This is a genomic window from Streptomyces sp. NRRL S-495, assembly GCF_000966955.1.
Lineage (GTDB): Bacteria > Actinomycetota > Actinomycetes > Streptomycetales > Streptomycetaceae > Kitasatospora > Kitasatospora purpeofusca.
The window spans coordinates 73,970-88,047 of sequence record NZ_JZWY01000004.1 but is presented as its reverse complement, the minus strand read 5'-3'; the positions used below and the strand labels follow the sequence as shown (position 1 = coordinate 88,047).

Here is a 14,078-nt window from a genome sequence, read left to right as displayed (position 1 = left end):
CCCGCGCTCCGATCGGAGCGCGGGCCTCGGCGCTGTCGGAGACGGTGGCGCTCAGTCCTCCTCGGAGAACTCGTGCGTTTCGCGACGGTACGGCTGCGGGACTGCGGCCAGCCGTGCGGGCGTCCAGAGGTCGTCCCGTTCGTTGAGGCTGAGTTCGCCACCGCGCCGCAGCAACCAGATGACCTCGTAGTGGTACTGCAGCACCGCGTCGCCCGGAAGACGGGTCAGCAGGCCCGACACCAGCCGGACGATGTCGTCCTCCTGCCCGGACAGGTCGTCGGTCTTGTCCAGCCTGAACGCCACCGAGACGGTCGGTGTGACCTCGAGGTCGGTGATCAGCGGATTCCACGGCTTGGGGTTGGCGGCGAACACCCGGACCCAGGTGCCGAACCTGGTATCGACGCCTTCGGTGAGCAACTGCTCCGGCATCGTGGTCGAGTCGAACAGCCTGACGCCCTGTGCGATGTCGTTCAGCGCACGGGCCACCTCGGCGGCGGGCATCGGCGTGGCCAGATTCAAGCTGTGGGAGATCGACATGGTTGGAAATCCGTTCGGGTGCGCCGGGGTGTCAGTGGACGCAGTACTCGTTGCCCTCCGGGTCCTGCATGACCACCCAGGAGCCGCCCGGTTCGGCGACCTCGCGCAGGGTGGTGGCGCCGAGGGCCTCGAGGCGGGTGATGGTGGCGGCGCGGGCGTCCGGGCCGGGGTGGAGGTCGAGGTGGAGGCGGTTCTTGCCCTGCTTCGGCTCGGGGACGCGCTGGAAGAGGATGCGGCGGCCGAGCCCGGTGCCGGAGGTGGGGTCGTGCGGGTCCTCGGGGTGGCGGACGGCGGCGAGGGTGAGCCAGGCATGGCGGCCGTCGACCTCGGTGATCAGGTCCGGGGTGATCGCACCGGCGGACAGCAGGTTGCCGATCAGGGTGCTGTGGTCCTCGACGGTGTAGTCGAGGGCGGCGCCCCAGAAGGCGGCCTGGCGGTGCGGGTCGGCGGCGTCGATGACGAGCTTCCAGTGCATGGGCATGTAACCGGTTATAGGGGTTGCAGGGTATCCGGGGCAAGATGCGGCGTCAAGAAGCTCGCGGTGTAGCGGAGTTGACCGGGGGCATACTCCGGGCGAGACGGGGGAGGGGAGCGTTTCGATGGTGCGACAGGATCCGCCGACGGGGGTCGAGGCCCAACTGCTGCCGGAGCTGTTCCGGGCGGCCGACCGGGCGTCGATCGCCGGCCAGCAGGAGACGCTGCGCTGGTACCGGGGACTGATCTCGATGCTGGTGGTCGCGGCGGTCGTCGGCTCGCTGCCCGGGCCGGACGACAAGGGCGCCGCCGACATCACGCCGCTGTTCTCGGTGGTGGCGTTCCTGGTGGCCGGGTACTTCTGGTCCCGGCTGCGCCGGGGCAACCCGCAGGCGCGGTGGTACGAGGCGCGGGCGGCGGCCGAGTCGGTGAAGACGCTGGCCTGGAAGTACTCGGTGCGGGCCCGGCCGTTCGAGGGTGACGCGGAGTCGGCGGACGTCGACCGGGTCTACCTGCTCCAGCTGGAGGACGTGCTGCGGGCCTTCGAGGACCCGGCGATCGTGCCGCCGGACGCGGTCGCCGAGATCACCCCGGAGATGCGGCGGGTCCGGGCGGAGTCGTTGACCTCGCGCCGCACGCTCTATCTGCGCACCCGGGTGGAGGGGCAGCGGACGTGGTACCGCTCGCGCGCCGAGTCCTGCGAGTCGCAGGCGGTCACCTGGGGGCTGGCCGTCGCGGCGCTGATCATCATCGGTGCGGCGGCGGCCGTCGCGCAGGCGACCGGGGCGCTGCAGGTGCATGTCTTCGGGGCCACCTCGGCGGCGGCCGCGTCGGTGATCGCCTGGACCCAGCTGAAGCAGCTCCGCCCGCTGGCGGCCGCCTACCAGCTGGCGGCGCGGGAGCTGGAGAACGTCGGCAACCAGCTGTCCGACCTCGACCTGCGGGGGCCGGACGCCGAACGGGGCTGGGCCCGGCTGGCGGCCGAGGCGGAGGACGCGGTGTCGCGCGAGCACACCACCTGGCGGGCCAAGCGGGCCTTCCCGCGCTGAGCGGGGCGCCCGTGGGGCCCGGGCCTTCCGGTGCTGGGCTCAGGCGTCCAGGGGCGCTAGACCGAACGGGTGGCCGGCCGGGTCGATCAGCACCTTGAGCGTGCGCCCGTGCTGGTACGTGGGCTCGGTCGCGCCCAGAGCCAGCGCGCGGGCGGTGGCCTCCTCCAGGTCGTCGACGTAGAAGTCCAGGTGGAAGTGCTTGCCGCCGTCCGGCTCGACCCACGGCTCCGGCCGGTACCCGTTGACCCGTCCGAAGCCGAGCGGGCTGCCGCCCTCCGGGTTGTCCAGGATGGCGAACTGCTCGTCCACGTGCCGGGTCTCCCACCCGAGCAGCTCGCCGTAGAAGGCGGCCAGTGCGACCGGGTCGGCACAGTCGATGGTGACCATGGCGAGGCGGGCGAAGCCGGTGTCGGCCTGCGCGGCCTGCTCGGCGGCGACGTCGGTCATGTCTGCTCGGCCCTTCTGCTGAGGGGTGGTGCGGCGCCGGGGGTCCGCGTGGACCGGGCCCCACGATCCAGCATCGCACCGGGAGTCATCGGGGGCACGGCCAGAGATGTGGGGCGATTCGGTCCGGAACGTTCCGGATCGCTACAGAATCGGCACTTCTTGGGCATCGGAGGACCAATGATTAGTTGTATAAACTTTTGATCCAATCGAGGGATTGTTGGTTACGGGGGGTTTCTCGATGGCTATCGAACTGCCTGACGAAGTCGCGACACTGCTGAGCTTCATCGGCATCCGCTGGCCCGCGGTCAACGAGGACAAGGTCCGCGAATTCGGCGAGCACATCAAGGAGTTCGCCAAGGGCCTCGAAGAGGTCCACGGCGACTCGACCGCGACGATCCATCAGCTCGGCGGAGCCTACGAGGGCGCGTCCTACCAGGCGCTGGCCGCCAAGTGGGCCCTGATGTCCGACAAGCACTTCAACGAGGTCGTCCAGGCCGCGCACGTGGTCGCGCAGGCGATGGACATCGCCGCCGACGCGATCGTCGCGATGAAGCTGGAGGCGCTCGGCGAACTCATCGTCCTGGCCGCCACCTTCGTCGCCGCCCAGGCCGCCGCGGTGGCGACGGCGGGACTGGCGGAGGTCGGCGCCATCGCGGCCCAGCAGGCCGCGCGCAAGCTGATGTCCTACCTGGCGCACCAGCTGGAGGAGTACATCGTCGCCCAGGTGGTGGAGGCCGCGCTCAACCCGCTGATCGAGATCGTCGCGGAGGCGGTGTCCGGGCTGGTCTTCGAGGCCGCCGAGGCCGCGGTCGCCGGTGGCTCGGTCGGCGCCGCGTTCAAGATCAATCCGGCCGCGGTGGAGGCGCACGCCCGGGCCCTGCACGAGCAGGCCGAGAAGGTCGCCCAGCACGCCCAGGTCTTCGGCACCCGGGTGTCGGCGGTGAGCTTCGAGTGAGCGACCCCACCGTCAAGGCGCTCAAGAACGTCGCGACGAAGCTCGGCAAGACCCTGTCGGACGACATGGGCAAGGCCGCCAAGAAGATGTACAAGCAGGCGGGCGACAACCTCAACAAGACCGCCAAGCACCACAAGGACAACGACCACCACACCGCCGGGGACTTCGACGGCAAGGCCAAGGACAAGGCCGCCGAACCGCCCAAGACGGGCAATGGCGCGGGTGGTGACGGGCCGAAGACGCCGCCGCGGAAGTACTTCATCCACGACGACGGCCGGGTCCAGGAGATCAAGGACGGCAAGCTCGTCGATGTGAAGGACCCGGACGAGTCGCTCAAGACCATGCTGGACGGGGCCAAGGTCAAGGACCCGTCCAAGGAGGAGATCGAGAAGCACCACGCGAAGAAGTACAAGAAGTCGGACAAGGACGACGCCGGGAACCAGAAGCAGGACGAGAAGGTCGTCAGTCAGAAGATCGACGATCCGACCGAGCTGTCCCGCGCGGTGGAGGAGGCCCGGCGCGCCCAGGGGGACTACGGCGGCAAGAACTACGCCTCGCTCCGGTACCGGGACGAGAAGGGCGAGTTCATCCTGGTCGGCCGGAGCGACTACAACCGCAGCCACTCGGAACGCTCGATCGGAAAACCTCTGCTCGGCGGCAGGGAGGGCAATGTCACCGACCTCTACACCGAACGGGCGCCCTGCCAGGCGGGCCCGAACTGCGAACGCTGGCTGGCCAGGCACTTCGAGTCCCAGAACCCGGATCTGAAGGTCACCCACGGTGTCGAGTACGACAACAAGGTGCCCACCAAGGACCGCGACTGGGGGCACAAGGCCTATCTGAAGCAGATCGAGCAGGACCACGCCGCGGGCCAGCACGGTGGCACGATGGGCACCAAGGACTTCGACGCGCAGGGGCAGCAGGACAAGGCGGCCTCCGCCGCGAAGAAGAAGGCCAAGGGTCTGTGACGGTCGAGAACGAAGGATGGACGAGGTGCTGGTAGGGATTGAGTGGCCGGTGGTCGTGGAACGGGCCGCACCCGGCGACCTGCTGCGGTTCCGCCCCGACGTGGCGGCGCGGATCTGGCCCGAGGGTGACGGCGCGCGCTTCGTGACCGAGATCGGGATCCCGTTCTCCAACGGGCTCTTCCGGATCCTGGAGGAGTTCGCGGACCGGGACCCGGCCACCCCGGCGCACGCCTTCGAGACCTGGGACTCCTCGCCGGTCGACACGCCGCACGGCCGGCTGCAGCCGCTGGGCAGCCTCTTCCAGGCGACCGTGTACGTGCACCTCGGCGACGGCACGATCTGGGTCTCGGACCCGGACGCCGAGATCGAGTACGAGCTGATCCACGGGGACGTCTCCTCGCTGAGCTACCTCGTCTACAAGTTCGAGGTCGAGCGCCCGGGCCCCGACGAGCGTCCGGACCCCAACGACTGGGCCGCGGTGGAGGAGATCGTCCAGGAGGGCATGGAGCGCTGGGACTCGCTGCCGTTCAAGAGCGAGTTCTGGGCGATGTTCCTCGACACCTGGGCCACCCTGTGAGCGGGGCCGCCGAGTGAACGCGGACAGGGACGACGAGCTGGCAGCGGCGCTGTTGGCGCATTTCGGGCCGCGCGGGCTGCGGGCCCTGCCGATCGCGCCCGCCGGGCCGTTGCGGCATCCGGGGCTTCCGCTGCAGGTCGGGCCGTACTTCCGGGCGGCGGAGGAGCACGATCCGCTGTCGGTGGGGGAGTGCGCCGCGGCGGTCGGGGCGGACGCCGGGCCGATGGCGGCGCAGCTGCGGATCGGGACGGACGGCGGGGCCGAGCTGTACTTCGCGCCGGACCGGTCGGTCCGGGCGGTGCTGCTTGGCGCCGAGCCGCTGGACCTGCCGGTGAGCGGCAGCGTGGCGGCGTTCGCGGCGGGCCTGCTGCTGCTCGACCGGCTGCTGCCGGCGGTCGCCGAGGTGGATCGGCCGGACCTCGCGCTGGCCGCCTACCGGGAGCTGCGGCAGGGCCTGCTGGCCGCGGACCCGACCGCCTTCGACGACCGTGAGGGCTGGTGGCCGCGGGTGCTGGACGACCTGCGGCGGCCGTTGAACATCGACTCCTCGGCGGCCTTCGAGGTGGTCGACGAGAACGGCGCGAAGCGGATCGTCTCGGAGGTGGGCGGCCCCGGCCTGCTGCACCCCGAGGAGGCGCTCTGGCACCGGCTGCGGGCCGAGGGCGTGGAGGCCGAGCAGGTCGTGCGGGTGTACTGCGAGCTGGAGCCGTGCATGATGCCCGGCCACTACTGCGCGCGCTGGCTGGCGCGGGAGTTCCCGCAGGCGGAGTTCACCCACAGCTTCGACTACGGCGACACGGCCGAGTCCCGGGAGAGCGGGATCAAGGCACTGATGATCAGCGTGGCCGAGCGGCGCGGCTGAGTCGGGCAAGGCCGGGTCGGGTAGGGCCGGGTCGAGCGCGGCCCAGCCCGGCACGGCCGGGCCTGGCACGGAGTACGGAAGTACGGGGAGAGGGAAGCGGGCGATGGCGGGGAGCGGGCTGCGGATGCCGCGGCTGGGGGCGGGCCGCAGGCCGGCCGGAATGGCGTTGCTGGGCTGGCTGGACGATCCGCGGGCGCCGCGGCTGTGCCGGGTGGCCGGGCCGCCCGGGTCCGGCAAGTCGCACCTGCTGGCCTGGCTGGTGCGCGGCTGCACCGGGGCCGACGCCCCGGGCGGGCGGCGGATCCACGCCGTGCTGCCCGCCGCCGGTGCCACCGTCCGGACGGCCGTCTGGTCGCTCGGGCAGCAGCTCGACCTGGTCGCGCACGCCCCGGGCCCGCTGATCGCGGCGATCGCGGCGGACGGACGGCCGACCGTGGTCTGCGTGCCCGAACTGGACCTGGCCGAGGACCCGGCCGCCCTGGTGACCGAGCTGCTCGACCCGCTGCTCCGGCTGCCCGGGGTACGGCTGGTGATCGGGGCGGCGACGGACGGCCCGGCCGCCCGGGCGTTCACCGCCGTGCCCGCTCCGGCGGTGCTGGACCTCGGTGAGCCGCAGTGGACGGACGCCGCGCGGTTCGCCGCCTGGGCGGTGGAGCAGGGCGGCGACCCGGCCGCCTACCCGCTGCCCGGGCCGGTCCTCGGGACGCCCGCGGCCCCGCCCGCCCCGGTGCCGCCGCCGCCCGGGACGGAGCCGCGCTCGCTCGGCGAGGAGGCCCTGTCGGCGCTCTGGACGACGGTGGCGGCGGACCCCGGCCCGCTGGCCGCGGATCCGCTGCTCTACGCGCTCGCCCGCCCGGTCCCGGTGACGGCGGCGGTCGAGCGGCGGGACGACGCGCTGGCCAGGGCCTGGCGGGCCGCGGGACCGGCGGTGATCGAGGAGCCGGACCCGGCGGTGCGGGCGGCGGTGCTGCGGACCCGGCTGCTGGGCGGGGACACCGTCGCCGCGGCGGCCGCGGCCGTGCTGGCGCAGCTGCCAGGGCCCTGGGCCGGGCGCTGGGCCCGCTGGGAGGGCGTCGACCGGGACTGGCCGGGGCCGGCGGTGGCGCTCACGGCCGGGGCGGGGCCGTACGCGGGGCAGGTGCTGGTGGCCGATCCGACCGGTTCGGTGCGGACCTTCGACGCCGCCACCGGCCGTCGCCTGGGCGCGGTGGTGGTGCCCGCGCCGCGCCCGTTGCGGGGGCTGGCGGTGACGGCGGGCGGGTCCGCGGTGCTGCTCGACGCCTGGGGGCGGCCGGAGCTGGTGGTGCCGGCCGAGCCCCGGCTGGGCCTGGAGCCGTACGGGCTGATGGCGGCACTGGACGCGGTGGGCGCGGCCTCCGGGGACCTGAGCGCGGTGGCGGCGGTCGGCGGGCTGGCGGATTCCGCGCCGGCCCTCGGCGACGCGGCCGGTGCGGTGCACTGGTTCGAGGACGGCAAGGTGCTGAGCGAACGGCTGCACCACGGGCCGGTGACGGCGCTGGCCGGTACCGCGCTGGGCGGCGGGCCGCTGTCCGATCCGGAGATCCCGCTGCTGGTGAGCGGTGGCTTCGACGGCGCGGTGCGGCTCTGGGGGCCGCGTTCGGCGCCGATGCCCGAGCCGTCCGACCGCCGGGGCTGTCCGGTGACGGCGGTGGCGGCCGGGGCGACGGCGGCCGGTCCGGTGGTGGCGGCGGCCTGGTCGGACGGGTTCGTCCGGGTGCGGGACCTGGGGACGGGCGGGGTGCTGGACCTGCGGACCGGCTCGGAGGTGTGGTCGCTGGCGCTGGCCGGCACGCTGCTGGTGCTGGGCATGCCGGACGGTCTCGCGGCGGTGGACACCCGGCGCTGACCTCGCCCAGAACCCACGCGCGTAAACCCACGCGCGTACCCCGATCGGGACGCCGTGAAGCGGGCGAACGGAAACCAATTTTCTTTAGCGAGAGTAATGACGTAGGCTAAACAACATGCCCGAGATGTCCGAGCAGGACCTCGCAGCCATCAGTCAGCTGCGATCGTCCGCCATGCGCCTCTCCCGTCGACTGCGTCACCAGCGGGTCGAGGAGTCGCTCAGCCCCACCGAGATCGGGGTGCTGGGCACCCTCGCCCGGTGCGGGAGGGCCACACCGGGCGAGCTCGCCCGGAAGGAGCACGTGCAGCCGCCCTCGATGACCAGGATCGTCGCGATGCTGGAGGAGAAGGGCCTGGTGCGGCGCGAGCCGCACCCGGAGGACCGCCGCCAGGTGGTCGTCAGCAGTACCGAGGAGGCCGAGGCGATCCTGGCGGAGTCCCGCAGTCGCCGGAACGCCTGGCTCGCCGAGCTCGCCGAGGGGCTCGACGAGGAGGAGTGGGCAAAGCTCCGCGAGGCCGCGCCCGTGCTCTACAAGCTCGCACACCTCTAGGCAGATCGATTCCGGTAGCCGCCGGAGGACGAAGGAGAAACGCATTACCGCAGGACCGATGACAGACACCAGGAGCGCGACGGCCGGAACACCGGCCGCCGCGCCGCGAGGGGAGACCACTGTGACACCGCCGGCCGCCGCCACCGCAGCCGCCACCCGTATCCGGACCGACGAGCAGACCACCGACACCGCCGCGGCGAGCGCCGCGGCCGCCGACACCCAGGCACCCGCCCCGACGGGGCTGCCGGGCAACGGCGACGACGACCCCGACGAACGCACCGCGGCGGACGACCCCGCCGCTCCCGGCCGCAGCCGCGCGGCCACGTCCCCGAGGACGGCGGATTCGCCGACCGGAGCCCGGTTCACCCGGCCCGGGGGGATGTTCAGCTCACTGAGCGTTCGCAACTACCGCTACTACTTCGCCGGCCAGGTGGTGTCCAACACCGGGACCTGGATGCAGCGCATCGCCCAGGACTGGTTGGTCCTGAGCCTCACCGGCAGCCCGCTCGCGGTCGGCATCACCACCGCGATGCAGTTCCTGCCGATGCTGCTGCTCGGTCTCTTCGGCGGAGTGCTCGCCGACCGGCTGCCCAAGCGCAAGCTGCTGATCGGCACCCAGGGCGCGATGGGCCTGCTGGCCGCCGGCCTCGCCGTGCTGACCGTGGCCGGCGTCGTGACGCCGTACTACGTCTACGCCTTCGCCCTGCTGCTCGGCCTGGTCACCGTGGTCGACAACCCGGCCCGGCAGGCCTTCGTCTCCGAGATGGTCGGCCCGAAGCACCTCGCCAACGCGGTCAGCCTGAACGCCGCCAACTTCCAGACCGCCCGGCTGGTCGGCCCCGCCGTCGCGGGCCTGCTGATCGCCGCGGTCGGCAGCGGCTGGGCGTTCGCGGTGAACGCGCTGTCCTTCGCCGCCGTCATCGGCGGACTGCTCGCCATGCGCGAGAGCGAACTGCGCCCGACCGAGCCGATCGCCCGGGAGAAGGGGCAGTTGCGGGAGGGGCTGCGGTACGTCAAGGAGCGGCCCGAGCTGCTCTGGCCGCTGGTGCTGGCCGGTTTCATCGGCACCTTCGGCTTCAACTTCCCCACCCTGCTGGCAGGTTTCGCCACGGACACCTTCCACGTCGGCGCCGGGCAGTACGGCCTGCTGAACACCGCGATGGCGGTCGGCTCGCTGGCCGGGGCCCTGATCGCGGCCCGCCGGGGCGCGCCCAGGCTGCGCAGACTCGTCGGCGCCGCCCTCGGCTTCGGCGCGCTGGAGGTGCTGGCGGCGTTCGCGCCCGGCTACTGGACCTTCGCGCTGCTGCTCACCCTGATCGGGGTGTTCGGGCTGAGCTTCAACACCTCGGTCAACGCCACCCTGCAGCTGGCCACCGAGCCCGCGATGCGCGGCCGGGTGATGGGCCTGCTGATGCTGGTCTTCACCGGCGGCACGCCGATCGGGGCGCCGATCGTGGGCTGGGTCACCGCCTCGTACGGGCCCCGGCTCGGGCTGTTGGCCTGCGGCCTGGTCTCGGCGCTGGCGGCCACCGTGGTCGGCCTGGTGCTGGCCCGCAGCGCGGAGCTGCGGCTGCGGCTTGACCTGCACCCGGGGCGCGGCGGCCGGATCGTCGCCCTGGTGCCGCGGCCGGTGGCCGGCGTCAAGCCGGAGCTGGCCACCGCCTGCTGACGGTTAGTCGGTCCCGCTGACCGCGGGTCGGCCCCGGAGTGCCGTTCGACACTCCGGGGCCGACGGCCGGTCAGAGCCGGATCGCCAGGATCTGCCCCTGCCAGAGTCCGGCCGGCTGCTCGACCTCGAAGGATTCCGTCTCGGTGAAGCCGAGCGCCCGGTACTGGCCGACCAGCTTGCGGTCGCCGCCGGCGAAGCAGTCCACCCGCAGCAGGCCGATGCCGCGCCGGCGCGCCTCGTCGAGGGCGTCGGCGATCAGCGCGGCGCCGATGCCGGAGCCCTTGCGGGTCCGGTCGGTCACCAGGTTGCGGATGTACAGCTCGGGCCCGTCCACCGGGGTGGCGTACTCGGGCCGCTCCTCGGACAGCACGCAGGAGCCGACGGTGCGCCCCTCGTCGTCGACCGCGAGCCGGATCAGGAACGGCTCGTGGCCGTACTTGCCGATGTGCTCCACCCGGGCCGGGGTGCCGCTGAAGGAGTGCTCGCCCCACTGGCGGGTGCGGCCCTGGGCGGCCAGCCACTCCACGGCGCCGTCGAGCAGGGACAGGATGTCGGGGATGTCTTCGGGACCCCCGTTGCGGATCTTCATGGAAAACCGTTCTAGTCCAAACCGTCGCCCGGTGGAAGATGTCCCCATGAGGCTCTTCGTGGCGGTACTGCCTCCGGTGGAGGCGTTGCAGGACCTGGTCGACGCGGTGGCGCCGGTGCGCGGCCTGCCCGGGGCGGACCGGCTGCGCTGGACCGCGGTCGAGGGCTGGCACCTGACCCTGGCGTTCCTCGGCGAGGTGCCGGCCGAGCGGGTGCCGGAGCTGTCGGCCGCTCTGGCGGCGGTGGCGGCGGTGAATCCGGCGCACCCGTTGCGGCTGGCCGGGGCCGGACGGTTCGGCGACAAGGTGCTCTGGGCCGGGGTGGAGGGCCGGGTGTGGGCGCTGCGCGGGCTGGCCGAGGCGGTGGCCGGAGCCACCGCGGAGGTGGCCGGCGAGGCGGACGCGTTCAGCTTCCACCCCCATCTGACGCTGGCCAGGGCCGGGTCCTCACGGGGGCAGCGGCGCGCGGCGCAGCGGGCGGCCGCGGCGGAGCTGGACGGGCTGGCGCAGGCCCTGGAGGGGTACCGCGGGCCGGACTGGGAGGCCGCCGAGCTGCACCTGATGCGGAGCGAGCAGGGCGCCGGCTTCGCCCACTACGGCTCACTGGCCTCCTGGCCGCTGGCCCGCTGGGAGGACTGAGAAGGGCGGGTGGGCCGGTGCTCCGGTCAGGGCCAGATCCGCATGGCGTCCGCCGCGACCCGCTCCAGTTCGGCGCGGGTCGCGCCGTCGCGGGCGCGCTGCGACATGCCCTGGACCACGGTTGCGGTGAACTGCGCCAGCGCCGCCGGGTCCGCCCCGGCGGGCTCGTGACCGGCCGCGACGTCGGCGCGGATCAGTGACTCCAGGGCGCGGACGTTGGCGTTGCGCAGCTCCCGGACGGCCCCGGTCACCTCGGGCGAGGTGCAGTTGACGGTCGAGCTGATCAGCAGACAGCCCCACGGGTGGTCGGGGTCGGTCGCCATGGCGGCGGCCTCGCGCAGCATCCGGGCCACGCCGGCCCGGGCGGTGGGCTCCTCGGCGAGCGCGCGGGTCGCGTAGGCGCCGTGGCCCTCCCGGTACCGGTCGACCACCTCGCCGAAGAGGGCGCTCTTGTCGCCGAAGGCCGCGTAGAGGCTCGGCGGGCGGATGCCCATCGCGGTGGTGAGGTCGGCGACCGAGGTCGCCTCGTAGCCGCGTTCCCAGAACAGCCGCAGGGCCTGCTCCAGGGCTGCCTCACGGTCGAAGGAGCGCGGGCGGCCGCGTTTCGCGGTGGTGGTGGCCATGCGCCGATTCTATATCGCCCACTACAGAAACCGTGCTACGGTCATTTCATTAGCGATCACTACAGAAGTGGGTGCCGCCGGACCGGTGGCGCCCGGAAGAAGGGGGCGGTCATGTCGAGGTTGACCGGACGGACGGCGCTGGTGACGGGCGGCAGCCGGGGTATCGGGCGGGGCATCGCCGAGCGGCTGGCCCGTGAGGGCGCGCTGGTCGCGGTGCACGGGCGGGACCCGGAGGCGGCCGCGCAGACGGCGAAGGAGATCGAGCGGGACGGTGGCCGGGCCTTCCCGGTCGCCGCCGAACTCGGCGTGCCCGGGGACGCCGAGGCGCTCTGGGCCGCCTTCGACGCCGGGCTGGCCGGGTACGACGGCGGCCACGGGCTGGACATCCTGGTGAACAACGCCGGGATCGGGCAGCCGGGGCGGATCCACGAGGTGGACGAGGCCGCCTACGACCGGGTCTTCGCCGTCAACACGCGGGCGCCGTTCTTCGTCGTCCGGCACGGTCTGGACCGGCTGCGCGACGGCGGGCGGATCGTCAACGTCTCCTCGGGCGTCACCCGGGTGGCGTTCCCGGAGGCCGTCGCCTACGCGATGACCAAGGGGGCGCTGAACACCCTGACGCTGACCCTCGCCCAGGAGCTGGGGCCGCGCGGGATCACCGTCAACGCGGTGCTGCCGGGCATCGTGGCCACCGACATCAATCCCTGGCTGGCGGACCCGTCGGCGCGGGCCCGGGCCTCCTCGTTCTCGGTCTTCGACCGGGTCGCCGAGCCGGCCGACGTGGCGGACGTGGTGGCCTTCCTGGCCTCGGACGACGCCCGCTGGGTCACCGGCCAGAACCTGGACGCCAGCGGCGGATCCAACCTCGGCGTCTGAGCCCGGACCGGCCGGGGGTACGCTCGTTGACCGTGGATCCCAAGACTCGCATGCGAATCGTGACCGGCGCGCTCGTCCTGCTGCTGGTGATCGTGCTGGCCAGCTCGCTGGTCGGCCGGTAGCCGCCGGGACCGGCGGAACGGAAAAGGGCCACCGCCCGGAGGCGGTGGCCCTTCATTCGTGCGGGTGCGGCCGGTCGTAGCCGCTGGAGCACGCGGTCGGGGTCAGAGCCGCTCGACCACGTAGTCGATGCAGACCGTGAGCGCCTCGACGTCGGCCGGCTCGATCGCCGGGAACATCGCGACCCGCAGCTGGTTGCGGCCGAGCTTGCGGTACGGCTCGGTGTCGACGATGCCGTTGGCGCGCAGCGCCTTGGCGACGGCGGCGGCGTCCACCGAGTCGTCGAAGTCGATCGTGCCGACGACCTGGGAGCGCTCGGCCGGGTTCGCCACGAACGGGTTGGCGAACGAGGACTTCTCGGCCCAGCCGTACAGCCGGGACGAGGAATCAGCCGTACGGGCGACGGCCCAGTCGAGCCCGCCGTTGCCGTTCATCCATTCCAGCTGGTCGGCCAGCAGGAAGAGGGTGGCGATGGACGGGGTGTTGTACGTCTGGTCCTTCGACGAGTTGTCGATGGCCGTCGGCAGGTCGAAGAACGGCGGGATGTACCGGCCGGAGCCGGCGATCTCGGCGGCGCGCTCCAGGGCGGCCGGGGAGAACGACGCCAGCCACAGGCCGCCCTCGGAGGCGAAGGACTTCTGCGGGGCGAAGTAGTAGACGTCGGTCTCGGTGATGTCCACCGGCAGGCCGCCGGCGCCCGAGGTGGCGTCGACCAGCACCAGCGAGCCCTGGTCGGCGCCGGCCGGGCGGGCGATCGGCATCGCGACGCCGGTGGAGGTCTCGTTGTGGGTGAGGCCGTAGACGTCCACCCCGGCCTCGGCGACCGGCAGCGGGTGGGTGCCGGGGGCGGTCTTGATCACGCTCGGCTCGGCCAGCCAGGGCGCGGCCTTCACGGAGGAGGCGAACTTGGAGGAGAACTCGCCGAAGTCGAGGTGCTGGGACTTCTCGCGTACCAGGCCGAAGGCCGCGATGTCCCAGAAGGCGGTGGACCCGCCGTTGCCGAGAACCACCTGGTATCCCTCGGGCAGGGAGAACAGGCTGCTCACGCCCTCGCGCACGCGCTTGACCAGGTTCTTCACCGGGGCCTGGCGGTGGGAGGTGCCGAGCAGGGAGGTCTCGGTGGCGGCGAGGGCACTCAGGGCCTCGGGGCGCACCTTGGAGGGGCCACAGCCGAAACGGCCGTCGGCGGGCTTGATGTCAGCGGGGATCTGGATCTGAGCCACGCGCCGCAGCCTACCGGCCGGGGCAGCCGCGGTTCGACGCCCGTCCGCCCGCTGA

The 14,078-nt window shown here is 72.9% G+C and carries 16 protein-coding genes; 10 read left to right on the top strand and 6 right to left on the bottom strand.

Annotated elements, in window-relative coordinates:
- Positions 1-51 precede the first annotated feature (51 nt).
- Together VR45_RS41925 and VR45_RS00475 are read right to left on the bottom strand one after the other, a co-directional pair.
- On the bottom strand, positions 52-537 hold the full coding sequence (locus VR45_RS41925) for a SitI3 family protein (RefSeq protein ID WP_052708713.1): 486 nt from the start codon (positions 535-537) through the stop codon (positions 52-54).
- 31 nt (positions 538-568) lie between these two features.
- A complete protein-coding gene (locus VR45_RS00475) occupies positions 569-1,012 on the bottom strand; it encodes a VOC family protein (RefSeq protein WP_045937646.1) in 444 nt (147 codons plus the stop codon).
- Positions 1,013-1,136: 124 nt separating this feature from the next.
- Between VR45_RS00475 and VR45_RS00470 the strand changes: the two genes are divergently transcribed.
- Entirely contained in the window at positions 1,137-2,060 is a 924-nt protein-coding gene (locus VR45_RS00470) for a DUF4231 domain-containing protein (protein WP_045937645.1), read from the top strand.
- A 39-nt stretch (positions 2,061-2,099) separates the two neighbouring features.
- On the opposite strand, the gene VR45_RS00465 is transcribed toward VR45_RS00470, so the two are convergent.
- On the bottom strand, positions 2,100-2,507 hold the full coding sequence (locus VR45_RS00465; RefSeq protein ID WP_045937644.1) for a VOC family protein: 408 nt from the start codon (positions 2,505-2,507) through the stop codon (positions 2,100-2,102).
- A 238-nt stretch (positions 2,508-2,745) separates the two neighbouring features.
- Here VR45_RS00465 and VR45_RS00460 point away from each other — a divergent pair, with 238 nt between their 5' ends.
- From VR45_RS00460 to VR45_RS00430, 7 genes are all read left to right on the top strand, one after another.
- The gene (locus VR45_RS00460; RefSeq protein WP_045937643.1) at positions 2,746-3,462 is read left to right on the top strand and encodes a hypothetical protein; all 717 of its coding nucleotides are present in this window, start codon (positions 2,746-2,748) and stop codon (positions 3,460-3,462) included.
- A complete protein-coding gene (locus tag VR45_RS00455; protein ID WP_045937642.1) occupies positions 3,459-4,430 on the top strand; it encodes a nucleic acid/nucleotide deaminase domain-containing protein in 972 nt (323 codons plus the stop codon). Before VR45_RS00460 ends, VR45_RS00455 begins: the two co-directional genes overlap by 4 nt.
- 25 nt (positions 4,431-4,455) lie before the next feature.
- On the top strand, positions 4,456-5,007 hold the full coding sequence (locus VR45_RS00450; RefSeq protein ID WP_159394078.1) for an SUKH-4 family immunity protein: 552 nt from the start codon (positions 4,456-4,458) through the stop codon (positions 5,005-5,007).
- A 13-nt stretch (positions 5,008-5,020) separates the two neighbouring features.
- On the top strand, positions 5,021-5,869 hold the full coding sequence (locus VR45_RS00445; protein WP_045937640.1) for a nucleic acid/nucleotide deaminase domain-containing protein: 849 nt from the start codon (positions 5,021-5,023) through the stop codon (positions 5,867-5,869).
- Between the two features lie 103 nt (positions 5,870-5,972).
- Positions 5,973-7,736 carry a hypothetical protein gene (locus VR45_RS00440; protein ID WP_159394077.1) on the top strand — a complete coding sequence of 588 codons (1,764 nt, stop codon included), beginning with the start codon at positions 5,973-5,975 and terminating at the stop codon, positions 7,734-7,736.
- 115 nt (positions 7,737-7,851) lie between these two features.
- The gene (locus VR45_RS00435) at positions 7,852-8,286 is read left to right on the top strand and encodes a MarR family transcriptional regulator (protein ID WP_045937638.1); all 435 of its coding nucleotides are present in this window, start codon (positions 7,852-7,854) and stop codon (positions 8,284-8,286) included.
- A gap of 58 nt (positions 8,287-8,344) precedes the next feature.
- Positions 8,345-9,955, top strand: coding sequence for an MFS transporter (locus VR45_RS00430; protein WP_234325787.1), 1,611 nt, complete (start codon positions 8,345-8,347; stop codon positions 9,953-9,955).
- 70 nt (positions 9,956-10,025) lie between these two features.
- Here the strand turns inward: VR45_RS00430 and VR45_RS00425 are convergent, their stop codons facing one another.
- Positions 10,026-10,544 (bottom strand): GNAT family N-acetyltransferase, encoded by a 519-nt coding sequence (locus tag VR45_RS00425; RefSeq protein ID WP_199839742.1) that lies wholly within the window; start codon positions 10,542-10,544, stop codon positions 10,026-10,028.
- Between the two features lie 46 nt (positions 10,545-10,590).
- Between VR45_RS00425 and thpR the strand changes: the two genes are divergently transcribed.
- Complete coding sequence (thpR, locus tag VR45_RS00420; RefSeq protein WP_045937637.1) at positions 10,591-11,181, top strand: RNA 2',3'-cyclic phosphodiesterase; 591 nt, start codon at positions 10,591-10,593, stop codon at positions 11,179-11,181.
- 26 nt (positions 11,182-11,207) lie between these two features.
- On the opposite strand, the gene VR45_RS00415 is transcribed toward thpR, so the two are convergent.
- Positions 11,208-11,804 (bottom strand): TetR/AcrR family transcriptional regulator, encoded by a 597-nt coding sequence (locus tag VR45_RS00415; protein WP_045937636.1) that lies wholly within the window; start codon positions 11,802-11,804, stop codon positions 11,208-11,210.
- A gap of 111 nt (positions 11,805-11,915) precedes the next feature.
- Between VR45_RS00415 and VR45_RS00410 the strand changes: the two genes are divergently transcribed.
- Positions 11,916-12,680 (top strand): glucose 1-dehydrogenase, encoded by a 765-nt coding sequence (locus VR45_RS00410; protein ID WP_045937635.1) that lies wholly within the window; start codon positions 11,916-11,918, stop codon positions 12,678-12,680.
- A gap of 224 nt (positions 12,681-12,904) precedes the next feature.
- Here the strand turns inward: VR45_RS00410 and serC are convergent, their stop codons facing one another.
- On the bottom strand, positions 12,905-14,023 hold the full coding sequence (gene serC, locus VR45_RS00405; protein WP_030393572.1) for a phosphoserine transaminase: 1,119 nt from the start codon (positions 14,021-14,023) through the stop codon (positions 12,905-12,907).
- Positions 14,024-14,078: the final 55 nt, after the last annotated feature.